Raw genomic sequence first — 25,510 nt, forward strand, 5'->3', positions numbered from 1 at the left:
AATAATATATATAATTTTATTATGGAAAAAACATGCATTATTAAACAAATAACATTATCTGGATTACTCATCGGACTCGCCATTATCATTGGTCTTTTTTTACACTTTCCCTTATTCGGGGGGCAAGTGTATTTGATTGGAATTATTATTTTTGTCATGCCATTATTCTTGCGAATTGATATGTTGATTATTTCTGCTATTTCATCCGTGGTATTAGTTGATGTTATTTCTGGATTTGGACAATATTCTTGAATGTCAGCCATTGCTTACGGTCTTGCCATTATCCCTATTTGATTGATGCTTAAATTGCAATTTAAAATTTTTTATTTTATTTCGTTAATAATAAGTTCATTAATTATTATTGCAACTTATTATTTTTTAGAAAGAATCACTTTTGGGAGTGCTTTAGCATTTAAGGATTTTCTTGCCACATCATTACAAATGGCAATTGTGGTGCCTATTGTCATTATGCTTTATTGACCTCTTAAAATGGCATCGAAGATTCTTTAACCTCTTCTTGAGAAAGATCATAAGCTCATAGTTTTTGAATAAAGATGGCTTTCTTACTCTTTGAATAAAATGGTTTATAGCTTAGTTCGTTAATAAAGCTTGCATATGAACTTTTTAAAATACTAGGTAGATCTTTTGATAATTGTTTTAATTGCCTCAGATTCTGAGCCAATGGAAAAATGAATAAAATTAAGAGGAATAAATTAAAAGTCATAACCACATTATTTCAATAGATGTAGCATACAACTGTTGCTATAATAATGAAAATAGCAAAAGCAATAATTAATAAAATCGATCTTGTTCTTCATTTTAGAAGAAATTCCATTTTATTAATAAAATATTTTTTTCGTTCAAATTGGTTCATATTAATATTATAAGTGTATAATATTATTAATGATAAATAAAATATATTACAAGTGAATTTTTTTTGGTCTTATTTTTCTAATATTATTAGCAGCTGATCAGTCACTGAAGCATTTCTTCTTTAATGAACCATTTGATGAAATTCAACATGATTTTAAGTTTATTGGTATTAGAGCTAATCTTCATTATGGCACCACAATGTTTGATATGTTGAATATCCCTATTTCTAATTTTTGGAGCATTGTTTTGTTTGCAGCTTTAGCTGTAATCTTTCTTGTTATTCTATTTTTTACTAGATCGCCTTGAGTTATTATTAGTTTATCAATTTTAATAGCTGGAATCTTTGGTAATGGACTAGATAATATTTTTAAGGGCTATGTCAGAAATATTATTTTTATGCCACTTCGAGATTTAGGCACATTTAATTTGGCAGATATATTTGTTGTAATAGGGGCACCATTAACTGGTATTACACTTATATTTACATCATTTAAAAAGAAGGCTTAGTACAATATTTTGTAATTTGATTTATAACCCCAAAAGTCATTATCCTTCATTACTGAAATCAAGTGTATGAGTTGTTTGCTTCTCGAATATTGTTTTAATTATATACACCAAACAATGGACCCATGTGTTCATTGTTTAGTGTATTGACTTTTTGGGTCAATCTAAAATATTTTTACTAACAGATTATTGTAAATTTCTTTCTCAAATAATAGGCATGCTTTAAATGTTGGCTCACTCTTTCAATTTTTTCCCTATTTTGTAAATATACTATTGCTTGTAACAGGTTCATAATGATTCGCTAGAACAATAATTTTATTTACTAAAATTTTATCATTTTGTTTTGATGGTCTCTATGATTTTCTTTTATAGTTCATTTAATTGCTTTCTTTTTATTTGCTTGTACAATAGCATTATAAAGGAGCAACTTCTTTTTTATCATTAGTACAATCAAGGGCAGGAAAGAACGTTATTTTTTTATTTATTATCTTCTCAAAAGTAATATAATTTTTTTGTTTAAAACATTATGAATATGGAGGTGCTTTAAAATGAAAAAAGAAGTTTTTCAAGCCAGTAATGATAAAACTAAAATTACTTATTATTCATGAAAGATAAATAATCCTAAGGCGACTTTTCAAATTCTTCATGGATCTATCGAACATGCTATCCGCTATGATCATTTTGCCAAGACCTTAAATAAAGCTGGTTTTTCTGTTTACGCTATGGATATAAGAGGTCATGGCGAGACTGGAAAGCGGGGAATCCTTGGACACATAGCAGATCATAATGGAGCCAACAAAGTGCTGCATGATGTTCATCAGTTGAATAATATTATTAAGTCTGAAACATATGGTAAGAAGTTAATTTTACTTGGTCATTCTATGGGGTCATTTATTGCCAGGGCTTATGTAACTAAATATAACGATATTGATATTATAATCCCAATTGGAACAAATCAAAAACCAAGAATAGTAATTCATTTTTTGAATTTACTTGCAGAAATAAAATCGATTAGACACGCTCAAGATGGTGGAACATTTATTTCTAATTGGTCATATAAATCATTTAATAATAAATTTAAGGATGAAGGTAAGTTTGCATGATTGTCAAATAATAAATTAAATAGAGAAAATTATTCAAATGATGCACTAACTAAGTTTGAGATGAGTAATAAATCATTTTCTGTTTTCTCGAATTGAATGAAAATGTTTACTAGCAAGATTGAAGCAAGTAATATGGATAAAAAGGTGTGTGTTTTATTATTGAATGGGGTGCTTGATCCGGTTGGGTCTATGGGTAAAGAAGTCGCAAAGGCTAATAAGTTTTATACCAAATTGGGATATTACTCAGAGCAAATTGAATATGAAGATATGCGTCATGAAATATTGTATGATGATCTTAAGGAATTGGTTTACCATGACATTATCCAATTTGTTAATAATCAATTAAGTTGTGACGCTCTTATTCAATCAGCGACTGTACAACAACTTAAAAAAAGCGAAAAGAAACAAAAGGAGTAATTAATGTATCTTAGACATAAAATAAGAAGGAATCCAAATAATTTTAACGGCAAGAAAATTATTAACATTCTTGCTGAAGAAAGAAAACCAGAAATAATTGATAAAAGATATAAATGCATTTTTATCTCTAATTTATTTTTATTGACGCTAATTTCTGTATTTTCATTTATTAATGCTCCATTAGTTATATCTTTTAGGTTATTTACTCCATTTTTAGGGTTTGCAATTGTTTCATGATTTCTATTATTAATTATTTCAGGATTTCAAGCTGGATTATTGCTTAGCAACGCTAGAAAATTTAGACCTTTTCATCATTTGGTTATTTTAGTTTCCGTTGTATCATTTGTTTCACCAATTATTTGCATTTTTGCAGTGGCATTACAAGTTATCAGCTATTTATTTTTGAATTCTCATAAAAAAATTATCATTTCATCAATGGTTTGAGGGGCACTATCATTATTGTTAATTCCTGTTGTGGGATTTCTATTTTTACTTATTATAGGTGGAGCCACCCAATTGTCTAAAAATGATACTACATCTTATACTATTCAAGACAGTGATACTAATAAAAACATTTTATTGGATAAAAAAGATGAGAATTACAACAAAGTAGAAATACAAAAACAATGATTAACAGCTATGACTTGAAACATAGGCTATGCTTCAACTGGTTCAGAAGCTGATTATTTTTATGATACAAATAATGCTGGCAAAGCAGGGAGCATGGGTAAAGCAAAAGATCTTGCAACAGTTAATGCTCACTTAGATGGTATTAAGGAATTTATTAAAGTGGCAGTTACCGGCGGCGAATTAGAAACATCTATCGACGATAAACATCCTTTGTATGATGGTGATGGTGATAAAATAAATGTGAATTCAAAAATTTTGACCATTCCTAAAATTGATTTTGGGATGATACAAGAAGTAGATCGTCCGTCTGTTAGATCGATGTACACAGACCAACCGAAAATTATTGCTGACTTAATGCCTGATTATGATTTACAATTTGTTAATAATTTTAAGGTCGGTTTACTACCAGCACCCTTTAAGGATCCTAATGGTCAAGTGGACGCCGGATTATTATCGTTTTCATCATATAATATTGATTCTAAACTTGCTTCATACAATGATGATCTAATAATAGATGGACCAAAAAAACCCAGAAGAGTTTCATTAAACTCACCCGGTAAAGGTCTTGATGGTATCTTTAATTTAAAAAGGGCTATAGGACTTGTTGACTATGAAGCTAACAATGGCAAAACATTACATATGGCTAATGTGCATTTATCAGCCTTTTCACATGACAAAGAAAAAAGGAATAAAGAATATATTGAAATTATTAATTTATTAGTAAAATGAGAAGAAGCAGGTGATTATTTTGTAATGGGGGGCGATTGAAATACAGATATTATGGATGCCTATTATTATACTAAAGCAAAAAATATCTATGAAGGAAGTGGCGAAGATTATTCACAGTCTCTAAGTAATGAAAACATCTTTGGATATAAATACAAAATCAATAGTTTGAGAAGTCTTGATGCATTTGATATTGCAAAGTTCCCGAATGCTTTTAGACAGTTTATTGCTAGCAGAAAAAATACTGACAAGCAAATTAATTTCTATGCTGATCCGGCAATAAATAATAGCTCTATAAGATGTGCTGGCCAAAGATGACAAGGAGCATATGCAACAAGAAATGGGGTTAAAGTTAATGCTCCATTTAAACCAAATGATTATGTACCTACACAAGCGACAATTGATGGATTTTTAACCTCATCAAATATAACAGTTGATGATATAAATCAACCAGTTATAACAATCCAACAAGGGTGGCACTCCAATCCAATGAATCCCACCCACCCATCATTATATGCAGATTCAGATCATAATCCAGTTATTATGAGATTCAAGCTAAATTAGTCTAAAATGCTTACTATTTGTCGCAAAGTTTTTTATCATAAATGTAAGATGAAAGATAAATTACATTTTTTTATATAATAGACACATGATTGATTCCATATTCCAAGTAAGTAGACAACTTCATATATCTGAAAAGCAAATTAAAGTTGTTTTAGATTTTTTAAATGAAGGTTCCACCGTGCCCTTCATTGCCCGTTATCGTCAAGCTAATACTGGTGGTCTTGACGAGGAACAAATTGAAGCTATTAATGTTTCCTATCAATATACCATCCAACTTAATAAGCGAAAGGAAGCAATCATTGCTTTGCTTGCTGAAAAAGAACTATTGACTCCTGATATACATAGTTCCATCACTACAACAAATACCAAATCAGCATTAGAAGCTATCTATGAACCATTCAAGGAAGGTAAGGCCACTAAAGCTACCAAAGCAATCAAGTTAGGATTGGAACCTCTTGCCAAGTTAATTTGAGAATCAGTTAATGAAAACTTTTCACCTTTATTAGAAGCAAAACAATATTTAAATGATGAAGTCAAAGATGTGGATTTTGCTATTGAACAAGTGCAGTTAATTATTGCTCAATGAATGTCACAAGATATTAAGGCGCGTAAGATCGCAAAAGATTTTATTTTCAAGACTGGAAATATTGTTTCTAAAAAGAAAAAGAAAGCTGAAGATGGAAAAGAACGATTTGCCCAATATTATGACCATAAGGAATTATTGGTGAAAATACCAAATCATAGAGTTATGGCCATAGATCGTGCAGAAAAATTAAAGATCATTAATGTGGACCTTGAATTTGATGATTCAAAAGTTATGTTTGATTTAAATAAACATTTTGTCAAAATCATTAAAACAGAAAGTATTTTCAAAACATCACTAAGTGATGCTTCCAAAAGATTAATCATGCCATCCATTAAGCGAGAAATAAGAAGTGAACTATTTGATAAAGCAGAAATTTCAGCTATTAAACTTTTTGCCAATAATTTAGAAGAAATGTTACTTGCACCATCAATTGGTGAAAAAGTTATTTTATCCATTGATCCTGCTTTTGCCTCTGGATGCAAAGTTGCTGTTCTAGCTGGTAATGGTGATGTCTTGAAAATTGATCTAATTAAACCCACTGCACCTTTTAATAGAATTGAAGAATCAACCAATATTATTAATAAGCTAATCGATCAATATCATGTTGATATTATTGTCATTGGCAATGGAACAGCTTCTCGAGAAACTGAAGCTTTTGTGGCAAATGTTGTTAAGAATCGTAAAGATTCTATTCCTTTTGCAATTGTTTCAGAAGTTGGAGCATCAGTTTATTCAGCTTCTAAGATTGCCATCAAAGAATTTCCTGATTTATCAGTTGAACAAAGATCAGCAATTAATATTGGTAGGAGATTCCAAGATCCACTTAATGAACTTGTTAAAATAGATCCAAGAGCCATTGGTGTTGGGCAGTATCAACATGATGTTAACCAAAAGGAATTATCTAATTCATTAATCTTTAAAGTTAATAAAGTCGTTAATACTATTGGTGTCAATATCAATAGTGCCACGCCAGAAATTCTTTCATATATTGCTGGCATATCTCCCAAAGTTGCTGAGAATATTATTTCTTACAGAAAAGAAAATGGTATTTTTAAAAATAGGAAACAAATTAAAAAAGTGAAGGGACTTGGTCCCAAGACTTTTGAACAAGCCATAGGTTTTATGAGAATTCATAATTCTAAAACGTTTTATGACAAAACACAAATTCATCCTGAATCTTATAAACTAGCTGATCAAATTGTTAATAAACTAAATATTGATTTAGAAAACATTGATAAAGCATTATTAACTAACATTAATCTTCAATCTCTTGCTGAGGCATTTGATAGCAACGAATATGATATTAAATTAATTATTGATTCTATTAGAGAGCCTGGCAAAGATATTAGAGAACAAAGAGATGGACCATTGCTTAAAACTGATGTTTTAAAAATTGAGGACTTAAAGGAAGGAATGCAACTTGAAGGAACGGTTCAAAACATCACTGATTTTGGTGTGTTTGTCTATATTGGCATTAAACAAGCGGCTTTCATTCATATTTCTAAAATGTCCGATAAGTTTATTTCTCATTCTTCTGATATTGTAAAAACTGGTAAAAATGTTATAATTGAAATAATCAAAATTGAAATTAAGAGGGGGCGTATACAAGCAAAACTTGTAAGTTAGAATGAAAATAAACAACTCCTTTAATGATGAATTCAAAAATCCAATTAGATTAGCTAGTGATAAACTGAAAGAATTAAAAATAAAAAAATATAACTCCAAAATTGCTTGGATAATATTTTCTGTTGCAATTCTTGTTTTAAATATCACAGTTTTAACAATGGCTATTATTGGTATAATTAAGGTAATTAATGCATATAATGCTAATCCTGATATAGCTGATTTTACATCACAAGTACTTCCTACTATTGGTGTATCCATAGTATCAATTATGATTTTTGTATTGACAATCACTATCGCAATTTATGAAGGAACAATGAAAAGCAGTATTTATTTAAGTGCATCTGAAAATATTCAGTATTTGACAATTAAATATATGGAAGGGCAAATATCCATATCTGAAGCGGAATTTCAAGATAAAATTAATAAGATCTATAAGGCTGCTGTTATGTCCAAAAAGAAAGTAGCCTTCGGTAAAACATTATTAACAATTATGACAGGGGGTAATAATGGGTAGAGAAAAAAAACTTAATACAAAATTTTTAATTTTTAAGCCGAATGTATTTGTTGAAAGACAATTACGTAAGGCTAAAAAAAGAAAAATGATTTCAAAATATGTTTATTATGCATTTAATATTATTGCTATGATTTCTTCATTTTTTGTAGTTTCATTAACAACAATTATATTTTCCAGAATCTGAACCAAAACTACTCCAGAATGGTTTTTCTACACCACGACATCCATTTCTGCCATTACTGCTTTTATTGTATCAGTGACTAATTTCTTTTATGTGAAGGAAATGTTGAATAAATATACAAGACAAGTACATTACATTGAAACGCAGATAGCATTTTTTGTCTTAGGATTAAAAGAATATAAAAGTAAACGTGATAAAGAATTCAATTTATTCCACAACGTGTGTTCTTTTATAGACATTAATTTAGCAAAGGAAAGTGAAAATGAAAAATAGAAATAACTTAGAAATATCAATTAACAAAATCTATATGAAAGTATATACAAAATACTTAAAATCACGTTTAGTATTCATTTTTTTAAACGTACTTTTGATTGCATTTGTGTCGTTAATGATTATTATCAATTTATTCGCTATAAAAAAGAATGTTTTTGATAGTACTAAAATTTATTATGTTGTAATTGCTATCGGATCAACTTTAATTGGTTTATTAACATCAATGTCAGCATTCATGCTATTTAGAAAAAATGGGATTACAGCCAAGGAGCAGTATAAAAATATAAAATTAGAATTAAAGGCTTATAAAGCATCAATTGGTAAATACAAAATTAATGAAGCTGAGAGACAACAATTATTCATTGAAGAAATCCATAAAATATCAGATAATCACTAATAAGGTGATAATATTTAATTAGAAGAGGTAAAATGAAGAAAATAACACTTAAATTACGAGTTTATGGGATTAATTTTTTCTTGAGGTCAATTATTTTGAATCTAGCATTAGGATTTTCAATCACTGCAATAGTGTTTATGTCTCATCGAATCACAAAATGAGCATTAATTGCTATTGTCTTTGCTGCGATCTGATCAATAAGATCATCATTGGCCACGTCATTTAATGAAGTATGCTTAAAAAAGCAAGAATTTTGTATTTTGTCATTAGAAGATTCGGCAAGAGTGACAAAGCATTAATTTCTAAAAATATTGTTGTAATAATTTTGTTACATCTTTTTTTATATCTTTATTATCCTTGATTGCCATCACCATCAGTCTTGCAAGTTCCCTAAAGTCTTTTTCATTGAATCCTTTTGTTGTCATAGCTGCTGTTCCTAGTCTAACGCCTGATGTTACCATCGGTGATTTTGTGTCATTAGGAACAGTGTTTTTATTAACTGTAATATTATTTTTTTGCATGATGTCTGAAGCTTCTTTTCCGGTTATCCTCATATGTTTCCAAACATTAATAGTAAACATGTGGTTATCAGTACCACCAGAGACAACTGGAACTCCTAATTTAACAAATTCATCAGCAAATGCTTTAGCATTTTCTAATAACTGTTTTATATAGATTTTGAATTCAGGTTTAAGTGCCTCAAAAAACGTGATCGCTTTTCCGGCAACAACATGCATCAATGGTCCACCTTGATATCCTGGAAATATTCAACGATTTACTTGTTTAGCTACTTCCTGGTTATTTGTCATAATTATTCCGCCTCTTGCGCCCCGAAGTGTTTTATGGGTTGTGGAAGTTATAATATCTGCATATTTAACGGGTGATTCATGTTCACCAACAGCAATAATTCCGGCTATGTGAGCAATATCAGCCATTAGCTTAGCCCCGACTATATCAGCTATTTCCCTAAATTTTTTAAAATCAATTTTTCGAGAATAAGCCGAATAACCGCAGATGATTAATTGTGGTTTTTCTTTTTTAGCTATAGCAAGAATATCATCATAATTCAAAAATCCATTATCATCCACTCCATAACTTACCGCTTCATAAAATTTTCCAGAAAAATTAATGTGATAACCATGAGTTAAATGGCCACCAGCATCCAATGATGCTCCAAGAATTTTTTCACCTGGTTCAATCATAGCTGCAATAGCAGCAGCATTAGCTGATGATCCAGAATGTGCTTGGACATTAACAAATTCCACATGAAATAATTTTTTTGCTCGATCAATAGCCACTTGTTCAATTTGATCAACAAATTCACAACCATCATAATATCTTTTTCCTGGATAACCTTCAGAATATTTATTTGTTAAAATAGATCCAACTGCTTTTAGAATATCTTCCGATACAAAGTTTTCAGATGCTATTAGTTCTATATGCTCGCTTTGTCTTTGTTTTTCTTTGTTAATACTGTCCATTATTTTCTTGTCATTCAGTTGAATCATGGCACCTCTTTTCATTCAAATTATACTTTTTTAAAAAGAACATTTTGTTATTTTTAGATAGTTTTTTAATAATGCTAATAAATTTTTAATAAATTGTATCCATTTTTTTAAAAATTGGAATACAATGTAAATGGGTAAAAAATTAAGATTTTTAAGAAGATCAATTGCCCCGACCTCCGGTCTTTTTTTTAAAAAAATACTTCTACCCAAAGGATACCAGTGCACAAGAATTCTATGGAAAAAAATATACTAATAATATCATTCGCTATGCTTTTATTAGGAATGGTTATTTTTGGATCATTATGAACCAAAGATAGTTCTTGAATACTAGGTTGGATGGTGGGAGCACCAGCTTCTATCATTGGTTACCTAGTAGGTATGATTGTTTTGACAATTATTTTAAGAAATAAGTCAAAAGCAAAGGGCATGTGATTGACCCTCTTTAGAGTAATCATTACATTTTTATTTCAAGCCATATTATTTATTGGGATTATACTAATTAATAAAAGGGCTCATGGTATTAATTTATGAAGTGGTCGAGACTTAAATATTATGTTTAGTCCCATTAACTTATTTACATACCTTTCTGGAGTCGGAATTATTGCAATCAGTACTTTTGCTGCTAGCATGCCTATATTTACGAAAGGAAAATAATAAATGAAAAATTTTACAGATAATTTTATGAACACTAAATTACAACCACAAATATTTTCGTTAGTTTTTGTGACAATTATATTGGTTGTTTTATCAATAGTTATATATACTAAAACTAAAAAACAACAATCAAATAAAGCGCCAGAAGGATTTATGCTTTTGGCTGAACAATATGTCATGGGAATTGACAATCTATATAAGGAGATCACAGAAGAAAAACTTGCTAAACCAGGTCCATATATCTTCACGCTAATTACTTTTTTGTTGGTATCAAATTTAACTGGTTTGATTGGCATAAACCCTCCAACAACTTCTTATTCAGTAACGCTGATAATTGGTTTGATTTCTTGAATTGGCATTTATGTTGTAGGACTTTTATATCAAAAAATGCATTTTTTTAAAAAGTATCTTAATCCGATTGAAATACTATCTCAGTTTTCGCCGCTTATTTCGTTATCATTCCGTTTGTTTGGTAACATGATCGCCGGATCAACAGTTTTGTACCTTTTTTATTATTTTTCATCATGAGCATGAGGACATGTCCCTGTGATTGGAGAATTTAATATTTTAGGGCCCATAATTGTTCCATTACTTCATGGATATTTTGATATATTCGATGGATTAGTACAAGCATTCGTGTTCTCATTATTGACAATGATTTATTGAACACTAGAAGCAGAAGAACCTGAAATTAAAGATAAGGTTAAAAAAACTAAAGCCAAAAAGGCTAAGGCATACAGAAAAGAAATTAAAAGAAAAAATAAAATCGCAAGAGCGTAGACTATAAAGTCAGAAAGAGGAAATTATGGCAGATACAGCAATAGCAGCTGATGTATTAGATAAAGTAGTTACAGTAAGTATTGGACGTGGACTAATAGCAGTTGGAGCTGGACTAGCAATGGTTGGAGCTTCCGGAGTTGGGGCCGGTCAAGGTGTGGCAGCTGGTAGAGCGGCCGAAGCTGTAGGTAGAAACCCAGAGGCTGCATCTAAAATTAGAGGAATGTTCATCTTAGGTTTGGGAATTGCTGAATCAGCAGCCATATATTCACTTATTGTTTCAATTCTTCTCTTATTTGTATTTAAGTAAAAATGACAATAGTAACAAATTTTGTTGCCCACAATGCTTCTAATTTATCAGTAGAACTTAAAGATAAATTTGATGCATTATTTCCAACGTGGCCTACTATGTTGGCAACAATATTATCATTGATTATTTTGTTAACTATTTTAACTAAAATGGTATATAAACCCGTTAAAAAAAGTTTTCAAAATAGACAAAACTATATTCAAAATAATATAAAAGAGGCTGAGATGATGAACTCTCAAGCCATAACAGATAGAGAATTAGCTGATAATGAATTAATGAGAGCCCAAATTGAAGCAACTGAAATTATATCAAATGCTAAAGTGAAGGCCGAGATTGTTAGAGCAGAAAAATTAGAGATCGCCAAGGAGGAAGTTGTTAAACTTGTAAAAGATGCAAAAATAGATATTAAGCATCAACAAGAAAAATTTGATGAAGAATCCAAAGAAGCAATTATCAATGTAGCACTTACTGCCGCTTCAAAAGTCATTGAAAAAGAAGTTGATAATAAGACGAATAGAAAAATTATTAGTGACTTCATTAAGGCTAAATAATGTCAGAATATATAAATGGATATGCTTTGGCATTACTATCTCTTGCTCAAGAAGAAAAGAAATTAAAACATTATAAACAATTTTCAATAGACACAATTGAAGCTATTGAAGATAATGAAGAAATTATTCATTTGCTTGATTCCAAGTCAATTGAATTAGAAGAAAGAATTAAAATTGTAAAAACAACCTTCAAAAAAACAAACAATAATTTTATAAATTTATTATCCATTCTTGTAGAGCGTTCTAAATTTTATTTGATAATTGGTATTCTTAAAAAATTTATCAAGCTAAGTAATAACATTTTAAATATTAAAGAAGGTATTGTTTATTCAGTTAATGAATTAACAAAGAAAGAATTAGAAGATATTCAAACAAGAACTTTTAAAACTCTAGGATATCAAGTTGTGTTGAGCAATAAATTAGATGCTGAATTAGTTTCAGGACTAAAAATCATTGTTGGTGATGAAATTATTGAAGATACAGTGATGTCACGCCTTGAAGCAATTAAGTATGAATTATTAAAAAGGAAGGAGAATTAAATGGCAGTTAAAGCAAATGAAATATCAGCTATTCTTAGATCTCAAATTAAGAATTATGGTAAAAAAATAAGAACTGATGAAGTTGGTGAAGTTATCACTATTGGTGATGGTATCGCTCTTGTATCTGGTCTTGATAATGCCATGTTAGGTGAATTACTTGAGTTTCCAGGAAAAGTTTTTGCCTTAGCACTTAATCTTGAAGAAGATGCCATTGGTGCTGTTCTTCTGGGACGGGGATTTAATATTAAAGAAGGCGATCTTGTTAAGAGAACCGGAAAAATTATTTCAATACCCGTTGGAGATGCTATGCTTGGACGTGTTGTTGATGCGTTGGGAATGCCACTTGATGCCAAAGCCAAACCAAAGACAGTTAAAACAAGACCCGCCTTTAGAGTTGCTCCTGGAGTTATGACTCGTAAAGAAGTTGACCAACCAATGGCAACGGGACTTGTTTCAATAGATTCAATGGTTCCAATCGGTCGTGGACAGCGTGAATTAATCATTGGTGATAGACAAACTGGTAAAACAGCTATTGCTCTTGATACAATCATTAATCAAAAAGGTAATGATGTTAATGTTGTTTATGTGGCCATTGGTCAGAAAAATTCCTCTGTGGCTCAGATTGTGGAAAAATTAAACATTTATGGTGCAATGGAATATACAACAATTGTTGTTGCTTCAGCATCAGATATGGCACCATTACAATATCTTGCACCTTTTGCGGGTGTTACGATTGCTGAAGAATGAATGGAACATGGTAAAGATGTTTTAATCATCTATGATGATTTATCAAAGCATGCTGTCGCCTATAGAACACTTTCATTACTTTTAAGAAGACCACCTGGACGTGAAGCCTATCCGGGAGATATCTTTTACTTACACTCGCAATTATTAGAAAGAGCTGCCAGAGTAAATGAAGATAATGGTGGAGGTTCTATTACTGCCTTGCCAATTATTGAAACACAAGCAGGTGATATTTCAGCTTATATTCCTACAAATGTTATTTCAATCACTGATGGACAAATTTTTACAATGACTCACTTATTTAATGCTGGACAAAGACCTGCAGTTGATCCTGGTTACTCAGTGTCTCGCGTTGGATCAACAGCTCAAATAAAAGCTATGAAACAAGTTTCTTCATCGTTGAAATTAGAACTTGCTCAATATAATGAAATGGCAGCCTTTTTGCAATTTGGTTCTGATTTAGATGAATCAACAAGAAAAATTTTGTCTCACGGAAAAAAAGTTTTAGAGATTATGAAACAAGATCAATATAAGCCATTGACTCAAATTGATCAAACCATTATTTTATTATCAGTTAAGGAAAGATTGGTCAACCCTATTCCGGTTCTCGAAATAGCTAGGTTCAAAAATGAATTAGTCAAATTCTTTAAGAGTGATAAAAAAGCTTTTGAACTGAAGAAATTATTAATTCATTCCAAAGCATTTGATGATATTTTATTATCTAGATTTATATATATAATTGCTGAATTTGTTAAGAGATTCCTTAAAACTATTGTGAATTATTCAGCAAAAGAAAATGATATATTACCTAAGATTGATGCTCCAATTCTAGCAAAAGCAAAGGCGGGTGTTTCAAAAACTACTAAAAAAATAATTACAAAGAAAAAAGTTGTGCAAAAAAAAGCTAAAAAATCTGTATCAAAAAAATCAGTGGCCAAGAAAACCACATCCAAGGCTAAATAATGGCATCATTACAAGAAATTAAATCAAGATTAGGTTCTATTATCACAACAAAAAAAATCACTAAAGCTATGCAACTTGTTGCAACAGCTAAATTACAAAAAGCACAAGGTAATTTAAAATCAATTCAAGAATATTATTCATCTGTCTATAATACATTTCAAGAATTATTAGAAAATGTGAAAGATGTCAAAACCTTATTACCTGAAAAAGCAGAATACTCAACACTTTATATCTTAATCACTTCAGATATTGGTTTATGTGGATCATATAATTCTAATATTTACAAATTAGCAGCATCTGATATGAAACATAATGATAAAATGATTGTGATTGGTACTAAGGGTGTATCTCATTTCACGTCAATTGGTCGAAAAATGATTATTCAACTTCCTTCTGCTGGAGATGACCCAAATTATATCTTTGCCTCTGAAGTTGGACGTGAAGCAATTGCATTATTTTTGACTCGTAGTATTGATTGCATCAAAATTGTTCACACTACATTTATTAATTCTCTTACACAAGAAGCAACTATCACTCAACTATTACCCACAGATGAGATGGCAAGCAAAAAAAGCCAAACGAATAAATCATTAATTGTTACAGAATTTGAACCATCTCCTGAGAAGGTTTTGCTTAATGTGATTCCTTTATATATATCGGCAATGATTTTTGGATCAATGGTTGAATCAAAAGTGTCAGAAATGTCATCACGAAGAATAGCAATGGAAAAGGCAACAGATAATGCTCAAGATATTATTGAACATTTAGAACTTGAATATAATAGAGCGCGTCAAGCGGCAATCACTCAAGAAATTTCTGAAATTGTTGCTGGGGCAGATTTGGAATAAGGAGAAAATATGGCAAATAAAAAAAATACAGGGAAAGTTGTCCAAGTTTTAGGTCCGGTTGTTGATGTCAGGTTTTCTGATGTTAAATTACCTAACTTGCTCAACGCTTTAGAAATTAATTTTGGCACTGACCGATTTATTATTGAAGTTGCACAACATATTGGTGATGACACCATCAGAGCAATTGCAATGGGTTCCACAAATGGTTTGGTCCGAGGAATGGAAGTTATCGACACTGGTGCTCCTATTTCAGTACCGGTTGGGAAAGAAGTATTAGGAAGAATGTTTAACGTCTTGGGAGATCCAATTGATGAAAAACCAGCTCCTAAAGCATTAAGAATGCCAATTCATCGTGCTTCACCAACATTTGAAGAGCAACAACCAACAGTAGAAATTTTAGAAACTGGAATAAAAGTTGTTGACTTACTAACTCCTTATGCTAAGGGTGGTAAAATTGGTTTATTTGGTGGAGCTGGAGTTGGTAAAACTGTGCTTGTACAAGAGTTGATTCATAATGTTGCTAAAGAACATGGTGGATTATCAGTTTTTGCTGGAGTCGGAGAAAGAACACGTGAAGGTAATGATTTATTTTTCGATATGAAAGCCACTGGAGTTTTAAGTAAGACAGCACTTGTCTTTGGACAAATGAACGAGCCTCCTGGTGCCCGTATGAGAGTAGCTCTTTCAGGACTAACGATGGCTGAATATTTCCGTGATAACTTTGGACAAGATGTACTTCTATTTATTGATAATATCTTTAGATTTACTCAAGCTGGTTCTGAAGTATCTGCCTTGTTAGGTCGTATGCCTTCAGCTGTTGGTTACCAACCTACACTTGCAACCGAGATGGGCCAACTACAGGAAAGAATTACATCCACTAAAAAAGGGTCAATTACATCTGTTCAAGCTGTTTATGTTCCTGCTGATGATTTAACTGATCCAGCACCTGCTACAACATTTAATCATCTTGATGCTAAAACTGTGCTTGATCGTAACATCGCTGCCCTTGGAATATATCCGGCAGTTGATCCCCTAACATCAGCCTCAAGAATGCTTGATCCATTAATTGTTGGAGAAGAGCATTATAAAATAGCTTATGAAGTTCAAATGATCTTACAAAGATTTAAAGAGTTACAAGATATTATTGCTATTTTAGGGATGGATGAGCTTTCTCCGGCAGATGCATTAACAGTCAAGCGTGCTCGGAGAATTAGAAACTTTCTATCGCAACCATTTTTTGTGGCTGAAAAATTCTCTGGGTTTCCTGGCAAATTTGTTAAAACTGCTGATACAGTTAGAAGTTTCAAAGAAATACTTGATGGTAAGCATGATTCACTACCTGAGTCAGCCTTCCAATATGTCGGAACCATTGAAGAAGCAGTTGCCAAAGCGAAAAAGGCTGAAACTAAAGATGCTCAAGAGGAAGTTCAAGCTTAATTATGCAAAATAAAACTCATTTAAAAATAATGACTCCTAATGGCATTTTCTATGATAAGGACATTGCTATTGTTACTGTTAAAACTTCTGAAGGTAATATTGGATTACAGCATGGTAAATCACCATTTATTGCTTCATTAGAAATTTCAGAATTAACAATTAGAAGTGAATGGGGATCTAAAATAGAAGAATGTGCGATTGATGGAGGGCTTGTTTATGTTACTCCAAGTGATGTACAAATTATTACGGATTCAATTGAATATAAAGAAAATATTGAATTATATAGAGCTGAACAAGCTAAAAAAAATGCAGAACTTGCACTTAAAACTAAACTGGAGGCTTCTGAAGAACTTAAACAAAGAATTGCTCTCAAGAAAGCTATTAATAGAATTTCAGTTAAAAAATCATAATCTTTGCACTAAATTATAGAAGTATTTAATAACCTAAATGACTAATCATTTAGGTTATTTTTATTATTCAAGTGGTAGAACAATAATTTATCTAAAGCCAATAGTGTTGTGGTGACCTAATTATCTGTATGCCAAGTGGTAAATTCATTCAATGTATTACCTTAGTGGATGCATGTGAGTCTGCTCATTTTGTTAGTTAAATGTACAATGAGTATGAACTTAATTTTTATTGTCTTTAATGAGAATTCATAAATCAAATCTAATATTTGTTTTTCACTATGTATTTTACCAAATTGTCCTTTACCCTCGGCAATAGCTCCTTTGCTTCTTATTCAAGTTTTCAACTCTAATATGTCTTTATAAATTTCTTTCATTTTTCTTTTTTTCTATTTTCTTTTTTTCTATTTTCTTTTTTTCTATTTTCTTTTTTTCTATTTTCTTTTTTTCTATTTCAAATTTTTTCTCCTCTAAATCTATTTTTTTATTTTCTCTATTTCCTTTTCCTATCAAAAAACATATTACAGTTATAATGAGCGCAATTAGCGCAATTGATGTAAATAAAAACATTTTTGCTCCTTTTTTTCCTCAATATAATAATTATACAACTTTTTATTTGATAACTGCAACCAATCCTGTTGCTACAACTAATATTTTCATTTCAACTTCTTATTCATTTTTTTATTCAACATTTTAAAAACTGGCACAAAGGCAATTGCAGCCAAAATGTGAATGGGTGTTTCAATCAATCAATTAATTGCACCCGACCCAATAACAATTCAAAACTCCTTCCCTGAAAAAGGAATATAAAACCCCAAAAACAAGATAAAATTTCATAGCAAAGCTGATATAGCTATTATAATAGCTTTTAAATATATTTTATCTTCTATCTTTTTTAATAAATTAATAATAATTGCTAAGATGAATCCCATAATTATTCTTGAAAACCATGAAACTACAATCCATTGTCATATGCCGCCAACAAGAGCAATTAATATACTACCATAAATAATACCATGCAAAAATGCTACCATCCCAAATAAAATACCAGCTATAATAGCGCCTTTTGCTTGTAAATGGATTGTCATTACTATAACTGGAATTAACATAATGGAAATATGAAAAGGCCCAATTGGAATAAAGCCAATAAAAGGGGTTAAACCCATAAACAAAAATAAAGATGTATACATTCCATATAAAACTATTTCTCTTGTGGTCATTTGCTGAGATACTTTCCATGTTTAACTTCACCTAAATTCTTATTTATCTCTCATAAGTAACTCGATGATTATTTTAGCTAATAAATACATTATACATATGTATAATAAGAGTATGAAAATTATTAACACTGGTTTTACTAACAAAATAAAATATATGGAAAATAACGAAATGGTGATTGAAAAAACTTACAACGGATTTAATCATCAGTTGGATTACAAAGTTTTAGATACTTTTGATTTTGTTCCAAAAGTATTAGAAAATAATGAAAAAATTATTAAGTCTGAATTTATCAAAGGTATTTTGCTTACCAACCCTAGCGATAATGATTTAGTTGCTTTGGCGCAAGAAATGAGAATGGTTCACCTTTCAAGTATTAAACTGCCCAAAAACAACTTAAAACATCGTGTTGATGAATATCTTAAAGTAATTCATGATAAAGGAATCATAATTAATGAAATTGAGAATAATTATAAGCCGATGATTAAACTTATTAGCAAAATGAAACGTATTAATCCTGTTCATAATGATATTTGATCAGGTAACATCATTAAAGATAATACTGGTAAAATATGAATTATTGATTGAGAATATGCCACTATGGGTGATAAACATTTTGAATTGGCTTATTATATTGAATCAGAGAGTTTAGATGACTATCAAATTCAAATTTTATTAGATGCCTATGATGGAGTGGAAAATAAAGATAGTTACAACAAAGTACTTATCCAAAAATATCGAAAATTTGTTTTATGATTAATTATTTGCTGAGCGTATGCTCAAGAAGAAATGCCATTTCCATTGGATACGTATATTGATAAATTAAAAAAACAATAAATAGTATTTTTTGATTATTCTAATTATTTTTTGTTGTCTTAATTATCGTTATTTATTAAAAAATGAAATTTATTTGAAATTCAAGTTGCTCCTTATGTTTATTATAGTGTGTAGTTGCATTTTCAATATCAGGAAATAAATAAAGATGAATGTATATAAGATCTTTATAATAACCAACAATATGAAAAGATGGATCATCATAAAATGAAAGTTTATTTAAATGTAAATATTCTGTTTTATTTTTACACATTTTTCTATTGACTTTATTTGGACTTGTTGTTTTTGCATTTGATTTATAATTAAACAATCATGGTTATGAATTTTTATTTAAAATATAATTGGTTCTTTTATATACGTCAAGAGAAAGGAATATCATATTTTGATCATGGATAAAAGGCCTTAATAAATCGCTATTTAAGTGAAGGGACATTATAGTTTTTCATTCTTGATTTATCTACCATCTTTATTTACTTTATTAAAATTCATGTTTACATATTAACATATGTCTTTAGCTTTCAAGGAAGTGTAAAAAGAATTTTAAGGGGTGATTTTGAGTAAGTATATTGAAACTTTTAAATATATTGTGCTATACTATTTTTATCAATAGGAAGGAATACATTATGCCAAATAGGAGAAAAAAATCATTTTTAGCTCATAGGAAGAGAAAAATCGCAAAAAGTGATATCACCAAACTTGAAAGAGGAGAAGTGACTAAGAAGTAGATAATATCTTAGCTATTTTGTGAGTTTATGAACTAATTTCAGTTAGTTCATTTTTTAATGAAGAAATAAAAAGAAAATAATTCTATAATTCATGCTAAAATTTATTCATGTCAACAAAATATATACAAAAACGCAAAGACGGAAGATGAACAGTGTCTTCATCAAAAGCAGGTAAAGTATCAATATCGTTCAAAACAAAAAAAGAAGCAATCATGAAAGCTAGCTCTCATAATCTTACAACTCATCTAGGAATTATGATAGATGGCAAGTGATTTATGAGTAGCGTTGCACCCAAGCAAAAGAAACCAAAAGCATCTACTTCTAAAAAACTAGCAACAAAAAAATCAGTAATAAAAAAACCAATAATGAAGGCTGATAATGTTTCAACAAAAAAACGATTGATAGTTAAAAATCGTTCTACTGTATCAAAATCATCATCTAAATTAGAAACAAAAGAAAACAACGATCAACTAGTTTGTAAAAATGATTCAAAATGCAAACATAGAATTACTGCGTTCTTCATATCAATTATTTTTCTTCTTGTAATTATAGCCCTTGCATTTGTAATTGCTTACTTCAGATAAAACACATAATGTGTTTTTTAATGTAAAATACAAATATGAAAAAATCTAACATACGTAATTTTGCAATAATTGCTCATATTGATCATGGGAAATCAACACTTGCTGATCGTATTTTAGAAATGACTAATACTGTGGAAAAAAGAGAATTAATTTCTCAATATCTTGATTCAATGGATATCGAGCAAGAAAGAGGAATAACAATTAAGCTTAATGCTGTGCAAATAAAATATAAAGAATATTTATTTCACTTAATTGATACGCCAGGACACGTTGATTTTACTTATGAGGTTTCAAGATCTTTGGCAGCATGCGAAGGTGCGCTATTACTGGTTGATGCTACACAAGGGATCGAAGCGCAAACTTTAGCAAATGTCTATCTAGCTATGGATAATAATCTAGAGATCATTCCAATTATTAATAAAATTGATTTACCATCAGCTGATGTTGAAAGAGTGAAACGTGAAATAGAAGAAGTAATTGGTATACCAGCTGATGATGCAATTGAAATATCAGCAAAAACAGGAAAGAATATTGATTTACTTTTAGAAAGAATTGTGAGAGATGTTCCTCCACCAAAGAATGCTGATGATAACAAACCTCTGAAAGCTTTGGTGTTTGATTCATATTTTGATGTTTACCGTGGCGTTGTTCTTCTTGTGAGAATTTTTAATGGCACAATCAAACTGAGAGATAACTTTAAATTTATGTCCTCTAATAAGAGCTTTGATGTTGTTGAGCTAGGTATTAAAAGTCCTGATGAAATTAAAAAGGATCAATTAACTGCAGGTGAAGTGGGATGAATATCAGCATCTATTAGAGATGCAAAAGATATTGCGATAGGTGATACTATCACACTTGTTAATAATCCTACTTCTGAATCCTTACAAGGTTATAAAAAAATGAATCCCGTAGTTTTTACTGGTTTTTACCCTATCGATGGACGGGATTATCCTCAATTAAAAGAAGCATTAGAAAAAATATCATTATCAGATTCATCTATTGTATATGAGCAAGAAACCTCCAAAGCTCTTGGTCATGGATTTAGAGTTGGGTTTCTAGGTTTATTACATCTAGAGGTTATTCAGGAAAGAATCAATCGTGAATTTGATGTTTCAATTATCGCTACTTCGCCATCGGTTGAATTTAAAGTTCATTTAACTAATGGTAAAACAGAAATTCTTTCTAACCCTGCTGCATTTCCAAATCCTAACTATATTGAAACCATCGAGGAACCATTTATTAAAGCAGAAATATTAGTTCCAAATGAATATGTTGGAACCATCATGGAATTATGTCAAAACAAACGGGGAATTTATATCGACCTTGTTTATATGGACGATGTAAGGCGTAAATTAATTTATGAACTGCCATTAGTGGAAATTGTTTTTGATTTTTTTGACTCGTTAAAATCAATATCAAAAGGATATGCATCTTTTGATTATATTTATATTGGTCATAAAGAAACGAAATTGTCAAAAGTAGACATTTTGCTTAATGGTGAAAAAATTGATGCATTTTCATTTGTTGTTCATCGTGATCAAGCAGATTCAAGAGGCAGAGAAATTGCTAAAAGAATTAAAGATATTATTCCTCGTCATAACTTTGAAATACCAGTTCAAGCAGTTATTGGCGGGAAAGTTATTGCTCGAGAAAATATTAAAGCTTATCGAAAGGATGTTACTGCAAAACTTTACGGTGGTGATGTCACAAGGAGACAAAAACTTCTTAAAAAACAGAAGAAAGGGAAAATGAAGGCAAAGGCCTTTGGATCTGTGGAAGTTCCACAAGATGCTTTTATAAAAGTTCTTAAAGCTACTAATGAAAAGTAGTTTTTTCTTTCTAATGACATTATGTCTAATTTAAGAGCATCAATAGTAGCGTTTTCAGTATTTTTCAAAGAAAGAAGAGAAACAATGAAATATGAGCAAAATAGTAATAAAGTAGTAAATAGTAATAAAATTGTATTTGATTAGTATTAAATTAGTTTTATGATATAATTAATACATGGAATTGAAACAATATACCGATGAAAAATATGTTCCACTTAATGACTTGAGTGCTTTTGGTGACTCTATTGTTAATCAAATTATTGAATATAGAAGATCATTCACCGAGATGGTTCAGATCACAGATCTGGATTTTGTTAATATTGTTGAAACACCAAAGCTCGTTAAAAAAAGATATTCAGTCAATGTTGAATTAAAAGGTTCAGTTGACATTGAAGCAAAAGATAATGATTTTATTTTAAGTATTTCCATTAATCTTGTTCTTGGTAAAGAAGTAAAAGGCATATCGGTGTCTGAGAGAAGTGATATATTTAAAAAATATAAAGAAAATGGGAATGATTTAACAATTGTTACAAATTATTTAATTAATCATGTTGATAAACTTATCTATAAAACATCAAAAAACGAATTAGATAAATTACTACCATCAATTACGAAAAAGGATAAAAAATTTATTGAAAAATATTATGATTCTAATTTGAATTATGCAATTGAAGATTATCAAGATATAAATAAATCATCATATGAAACAGCAAGACAAGGGCTAGAACGGTTAACGAATTTAAAACTCTATATTAAAACAAAAGTTGCTAAGAAATTTATTTATAAACCATCAATAAAATTAAATAAAATAATGAAAGGAGGAAACTAATGGATATTAAACCTTTATATGATACAAACACAATTAAATTTGTTAATCCCGCTGTCACTTCGGCTACAAAGCTATCACAAAAAGTTGCAGTTGATCCTGACAATGTAATTCCAAATGGTATATACAAAGTTATTAGATGGGAAAACATTAGACAAAAAGTTACACTCTCATTATTTTCTATATTATCAATTGCTTCCATAATTTTTATTGTTTTATACATGACTGTCCTTAACTCGTCCATTTTATCCATTATTATCCCTTCTTGTATTTTGGTTCTTTCATTTTATAAAATATTTATTACAATTAGCGAGATAAATTATCTTACAAAATCATTAATAAGATATAAAGAAGATTTAAAAATTGGCCTCTCAGATGCACCACCATTTATTGCAAAGTTATACAAAAGCATCATTAAGAAGCAGGCTAATCATAATTGAATTACATTTGTGATTGTTTTTTATGGTGGTATTACGACATTATTGTTATGATGGCTAAAAGATGTCTCATTTTGAATATTTAATTTTAAAGAGTGGATTAGAATGTGATTTTCCAACCCCGACTTAATGACTATTATATTTTCTATTGCATTATTAAGTGTGATGTTAATACAAATAGTTTTAACGATTCAAAGAAAGAAAAAGTTATTAGAAATAGATCTTTATTTTGGAAATAAAATAATGCCAGAATCAGATTCAATCGCTATTAAGCAAGATATCAATAAATGTAATCGCAGATTGTTTGTTATATCGATAATGATCTTTATGATAATTCCGGTTATTGCATGATTTACCTTCAAATTCATCAAGAGAAAAAGATAAATATTTAGTTGTTAATAAAAATATGCTTTGCATATTTTTATTAAACTTAAATCATTGTTTTAATTAATTTTTTTAGTTCGTCATCTTGAAAATCAAATATTCCTCTGTAAGTGGTATGGTTAATAATTTTTTTCATATCATCCTCAGTTATTTGAGAGATGTCATCATATTTAGTGAATGTATTGGGTATGTTTCATCCATCAATCATGACTCTTAACCCGGTCACGAAATCTTTGGCTGATTCTTTCTGAAATAATTCTTTGGCAAGGTGTGTTGCTCTTTTATGGAAATCAGGATTATTATTGATTCCGTATTCGTAGTATCAATATGAAATGGTTCCTAAGCCAGCGCCGTGACTTATATCTCAAATAGCCGAAAACGCATGTTCTAGTTGGTGAACAAATCAATCAGAACCTCTTTGTTTAAAGTTAATAACTTTATTTAGAGCAAATGATGAAGTTATCATTAATGACTCTCTTGCTTCAAAGTTCTTTGGATCATTTAAGGCAATCGGTACATTTTTCATTAATGTTTTTAACATTCCGATAATCTGGTTATCAGAATAATCAAATGGTGTTGCGCCAAAGAATTGTTCTAGTAAGTGCGAAAATATATCAAATGAACCTGAAGCTGTTTGTCACGGACTAACAGTATAGGTATATGTTGGATCTTCAATTGCAAAGATTGGAGCTCTAGTAAAACCACCTTTTTTTTCTTCTGTCTTTGCATTTCTGACAACCGATCCATTATTGTTTTCACTAGCAGTTGCAGACAATGTTACTATTGCGCCCATTGGAATTGGCTCATTTTTCATTTTCACTTTCTTCATAATAAAATCTCAAGATGATGTTCACTTATTTGTCATTTTCGTGGCAATGATTTTGGAGGCATCAGTTGTTGATCCGCCACCAATTGCTAAAATGAAATCAACACCATTATCTTTACCAAATTGTGCTGCTTTATCAATTGTGCTGTGTAACGGGTTTGGTTCAATTCCACCAAATTCAATATATTCAATCCCAGCATCGTTTAGAAGTTCGATAGCTTTAGTCATTATTCCATTTCTTTTAACGCTACCACCACCATAAGTAATTAATACTTTTTTGGCATTTGTATTTTTAATTAGTAATGGTAATTCTGTAATTGCCCCTTCCCCAAATACTATTTCCGTCTCAAATTTAATTCTATCCATATTTTATCTCCTTGTAATTTCTACTAAAATTATATTAGAATAATCTGATAATCGAAATAAGAAATAATTTATTATTTTATTGTTTATAATAGTATTAATTAGAAATAAGAAGGAGTTTATATGTCGCTAGCATTAGGGATTGGTTTAATAATTGGTATTTCTATTATTACATTATTAACCGGAGCAGCTTTAGGATTCTTTTTTACAAAGAAAATGTTTGAAAAACAATTAAGGGAAAATCCACCCGTAAACGAGAAAATGATTAGGGCTATGTTTCTGCAAATGGGCAGAAAACCATCTGAGGCTCAAATTAAATCTGTTATGAGATCAATGAAGAATGCAAAATAAA

Annotated in this window: 30 protein-coding genes; 24 read left to right on the forward strand and 6 right to left on the reverse strand. The window is 30.1% G+C overall.

The features are described from left to right. Window positions 1–21: 21 nt before the first annotated feature. The gene (locus O3I44_RS01900) at window positions 22–510 is read left to right on the forward strand and encodes a hypothetical protein (RefSeq protein ID WP_303717502.1); all 489 of its coding nucleotides are present in this window, start codon (window positions 22–24) and stop codon (window positions 508–510) included. Here O3I44_RS01900 and O3I44_RS01905 read toward each other — a convergent pair. Further along, window positions 485–874: a hypothetical protein gene (locus tag O3I44_RS01905; RefSeq protein WP_303717503.1), complete on the reverse strand. Its 390-nt coding sequence runs from the start codon at window positions 872–874 to the stop codon at window positions 485–487. The genes O3I44_RS01900 and O3I44_RS01905 overlap by 26 nt on opposite strands. Window positions 875–903: 29 nt before the next feature. Here O3I44_RS01905 and O3I44_RS01910 point away from each other — a divergent pair, with 29 nt between their 5' ends. From O3I44_RS01910 to O3I44_RS01940, 7 genes are all read left to right on the forward strand, one after another. Beyond that, window positions 904–1,380 (forward strand): signal peptidase II, encoded by a 477-nt coding sequence (locus O3I44_RS01910; protein ID WP_303717504.1) that lies wholly within the window; start codon window positions 904–906, stop codon window positions 1,378–1,380. A gap of 545 nt (window positions 1,381–1,925) precedes the next feature. Then, window positions 1,926–2,897 (forward strand): alpha/beta fold hydrolase, encoded by a 972-nt coding sequence (locus O3I44_RS01915; RefSeq protein WP_303717505.1) that lies wholly within the window; start codon window positions 1,926–1,928, stop codon window positions 2,895–2,897. Window positions 2,898–2,900: 3 nt separating this feature from the next. After that, window positions 2,901–4,817 (forward strand): MFS transporter, encoded by a 1,917-nt coding sequence (locus O3I44_RS01920; protein WP_303717506.1) that lies wholly within the window; start codon window positions 2,901–2,903, stop codon window positions 4,815–4,817. Window positions 4,818–4,902: 85 nt separating this feature from the next. Continuing rightward, on the forward strand, window positions 4,903–7,029 hold the full coding sequence (locus tag O3I44_RS01925; protein WP_303717507.1) for a helix-hairpin-helix domain-containing protein: 2,127 nt from the start codon (window positions 4,903–4,905) through the stop codon (window positions 7,027–7,029). Between the two features lies 1 nt (window position 7,030). Continuing rightward, complete coding sequence (locus O3I44_RS01930) at window positions 7,031–7,543, forward strand: hypothetical protein (protein WP_303717508.1); 513 nt, start codon at window positions 7,031–7,033, stop codon at window positions 7,541–7,543. After that, window positions 7,536–7,997, forward strand: a complete 462-nt coding sequence (locus O3I44_RS01935) for a DUF4231 domain-containing protein (RefSeq protein ID WP_303717509.1) — start codon at window positions 7,536–7,538, stop codon at window positions 7,995–7,997. Before O3I44_RS01930 ends, O3I44_RS01935 begins: the two co-directional genes overlap by 8 nt. Beyond that, window positions 7,987–8,394 carry a hypothetical protein gene (locus O3I44_RS01940; RefSeq protein ID WP_303717510.1) on the forward strand — a complete coding sequence of 136 codons (408 nt, stop codon included), beginning with the start codon at window positions 7,987–7,989 and terminating at the stop codon, window positions 8,392–8,394. Before O3I44_RS01935 ends, O3I44_RS01940 begins: the two co-directional genes overlap by 11 nt. A 61-nt stretch (window positions 8,395–8,455) precedes the next feature. Here O3I44_RS01940 and O3I44_RS01945 read toward each other — a convergent pair whose 3' ends face one another. Then, complete coding sequence (locus O3I44_RS01945) at window positions 8,456–8,611, reverse strand: hypothetical protein (RefSeq protein WP_303717511.1); 156 nt, start codon at window positions 8,609–8,611, stop codon at window positions 8,456–8,458. An 85-nt stretch (window positions 8,612–8,696) separates the two neighbouring features. Then, window positions 8,697–9,917 (reverse strand): serine hydroxymethyltransferase, encoded by a 1,221-nt coding sequence (glyA, locus tag O3I44_RS01950; protein ID WP_303717512.1) that lies wholly within the window; start codon window positions 9,915–9,917, stop codon window positions 8,697–8,699. Between the two features lie 219 nt (window positions 9,918–10,136). Between glyA and O3I44_RS01955 the strand changes: the two genes are divergently transcribed. The 9 genes from O3I44_RS01955 to atpC are packed head-to-tail and all read left to right on the forward strand — an operon-like array spanning window position 10,137 to window position 17,135. Continuing rightward, entirely contained in the window at window positions 10,137–10,556 is a 420-nt protein-coding gene (locus O3I44_RS01955; protein WP_303717513.1) for a hypothetical protein, read from the forward strand. Between the two features lie 3 nt (window positions 10,557–10,559). Further along, window positions 10,560–11,336, forward strand: a complete 777-nt coding sequence (locus O3I44_RS01960; RefSeq protein ID WP_303717514.1) for a F0F1 ATP synthase subunit A — start codon at window positions 10,560–10,562, stop codon at window positions 11,334–11,336. A 25-nt stretch (window positions 11,337–11,361) separates the two neighbouring features. Continuing rightward, on the forward strand, window positions 11,362–11,643 hold the full coding sequence (locus tag O3I44_RS01965) for an ATP synthase subunit C-like protein (protein WP_373317530.1): 282 nt from the start codon (window positions 11,362–11,364) through the stop codon (window positions 11,641–11,643). A gap of 2 nt (window positions 11,644–11,645) precedes the next feature. After that, window positions 11,646–12,194, forward strand: a complete 549-nt coding sequence (gene atpF, locus O3I44_RS01970) for a F0F1 ATP synthase subunit B (RefSeq protein WP_303716602.1) — start codon at window positions 11,646–11,648, stop codon at window positions 12,192–12,194. Further along, a complete protein-coding gene (gene atpH, locus O3I44_RS01975) occupies window positions 12,194–12,733 on the forward strand; it encodes an ATP synthase F1 subunit delta (protein WP_303716604.1) in 540 nt (179 codons plus the stop codon). Before atpF ends, atpH begins: the two co-directional genes overlap by 1 nt. Then, window positions 12,734–14,440 (forward strand): F0F1 ATP synthase subunit alpha, encoded by a 1,707-nt coding sequence (gene atpA, locus O3I44_RS01980; protein ID WP_303716606.1) that lies wholly within the window; start codon window positions 12,734–12,736, stop codon window positions 14,438–14,440. Next, complete coding sequence (atpG, locus tag O3I44_RS01985; RefSeq protein WP_303716607.1) at window positions 14,440–15,288, forward strand: ATP synthase F1 subunit gamma; 849 nt, start codon at window positions 14,440–14,442, stop codon at window positions 15,286–15,288. Before atpA ends, atpG begins: the two co-directional genes overlap by 1 nt. 9 nt (window positions 15,289–15,297) lie before the next feature. Continuing rightward, window positions 15,298–16,725: a F0F1 ATP synthase subunit beta gene (gene atpD / locus O3I44_RS01990; RefSeq protein ID WP_303716609.1), complete on the forward strand. Its 1,428-nt coding sequence runs from the start codon at window positions 15,298–15,300 to the stop codon at window positions 16,723–16,725. Between the two features lie 2 nt (window positions 16,726–16,727). Continuing rightward, on the forward strand, window positions 16,728–17,135 hold the full coding sequence (atpC, locus tag O3I44_RS01995) for an ATP synthase F1 subunit epsilon (protein ID WP_303716611.1): 408 nt from the start codon (window positions 16,728–16,730) through the stop codon (window positions 17,133–17,135). Between the two features lie 357 nt (window positions 17,136–17,492). On the opposite strand, the gene O3I44_RS02000 is transcribed toward atpC, so the two are convergent. Further along, complete coding sequence (locus O3I44_RS02000) at window positions 17,493–17,702, reverse strand: hypothetical protein (protein WP_303716612.1); 210 nt, start codon at window positions 17,700–17,702, stop codon at window positions 17,493–17,495. Between the two features lie 77 nt (window positions 17,703–17,779). Next, on the reverse strand, window positions 17,780–18,352 hold the full coding sequence (locus O3I44_RS02005; protein WP_303716614.1) for a hypothetical protein: 573 nt from the start codon (window positions 18,350–18,352) through the stop codon (window positions 17,780–17,782). Between the two features lie 112 nt (window positions 18,353–18,464). Between O3I44_RS02005 and O3I44_RS02010 the strand changes: the two genes are divergently transcribed. From O3I44_RS02010 to O3I44_RS02035, 6 genes are all read left to right on the forward strand, one after another. Further along, window positions 18,465–19,187 carry a phosphotransferase gene (locus O3I44_RS02010; RefSeq protein ID WP_303716615.1) on the forward strand — a complete coding sequence of 241 codons (723 nt, stop codon included), beginning with the start codon at window positions 18,465–18,467 and terminating at the stop codon, window positions 19,185–19,187. Window positions 19,188–20,016: 829 nt separating this feature from the next. Continuing rightward, window positions 20,017–20,493, forward strand: coding sequence for a hypothetical protein (locus O3I44_RS02015; RefSeq protein WP_303716616.1), 477 nt, complete (start codon window positions 20,017–20,019; stop codon window positions 20,491–20,493). Between the two features lie 35 nt (window positions 20,494–20,528). Further along, window positions 20,529–22,322: a translation elongation factor 4 gene (lepA, locus tag O3I44_RS02020; protein ID WP_303716618.1), complete on the forward strand. Its 1,794-nt coding sequence runs from the start codon at window positions 20,529–20,531 to the stop codon at window positions 22,320–22,322. Between the two features lie 21 nt (window positions 22,323–22,343). Next, window positions 22,344–22,466: a hypothetical protein gene (locus O3I44_RS02025; RefSeq protein WP_303716620.1), complete on the forward strand. Its 123-nt coding sequence runs from the start codon at window positions 22,344–22,346 to the stop codon at window positions 22,464–22,466. Window positions 22,467–22,497: 31 nt separating this feature from the next. After that, the gene (locus tag O3I44_RS02030; RefSeq protein WP_303716622.1) at window positions 22,498–23,151 is read left to right on the forward strand and encodes a hypothetical protein; all 654 of its coding nucleotides are present in this window, start codon (window positions 22,498–22,500) and stop codon (window positions 23,149–23,151) included. Further along, window positions 23,151–23,969, forward strand: coding sequence for an MSC_0882 family membrane protein (locus O3I44_RS02035; RefSeq protein WP_303716624.1), 819 nt, complete (start codon window positions 23,151–23,153; stop codon window positions 23,967–23,969). Before O3I44_RS02030 ends, O3I44_RS02035 begins: the two co-directional genes overlap by 1 nt. A gap of 46 nt (window positions 23,970–24,015) precedes the next feature. Here O3I44_RS02035 and O3I44_RS02040 read toward each other — a convergent pair whose 3' ends face one another. Next, the gene (locus O3I44_RS02040; protein ID WP_303716626.1) at window positions 24,016–25,161 is read right to left on the reverse strand and encodes an iron-containing alcohol dehydrogenase; all 1,146 of its coding nucleotides are present in this window, start codon (window positions 25,159–25,161) and stop codon (window positions 24,016–24,018) included. Window positions 25,162–25,281: 120 nt separating this feature from the next. On the opposite strand from O3I44_RS02040, the gene O3I44_RS02045 reads away from it, so the two are divergent. Continuing rightward, on the forward strand, window positions 25,282–25,509 hold the full coding sequence (locus O3I44_RS02045; protein WP_303716628.1) for a YneF family protein: 228 nt from the start codon (window positions 25,282–25,284) through the stop codon (window positions 25,507–25,509). The last annotated feature ends 1 nt before the right edge of the window (window position 25,510 follow it).

This window comes from Candidatus Mycoplasma mahonii, assembly GCF_030550815.1.
GTDB classification, from domain to species: domain Bacteria; phylum Bacillota_I; class Bacilli_A; order Mycoplasmatales; family Metamycoplasmataceae; genus Mycoplasma_O; species Mycoplasma_O mahonii.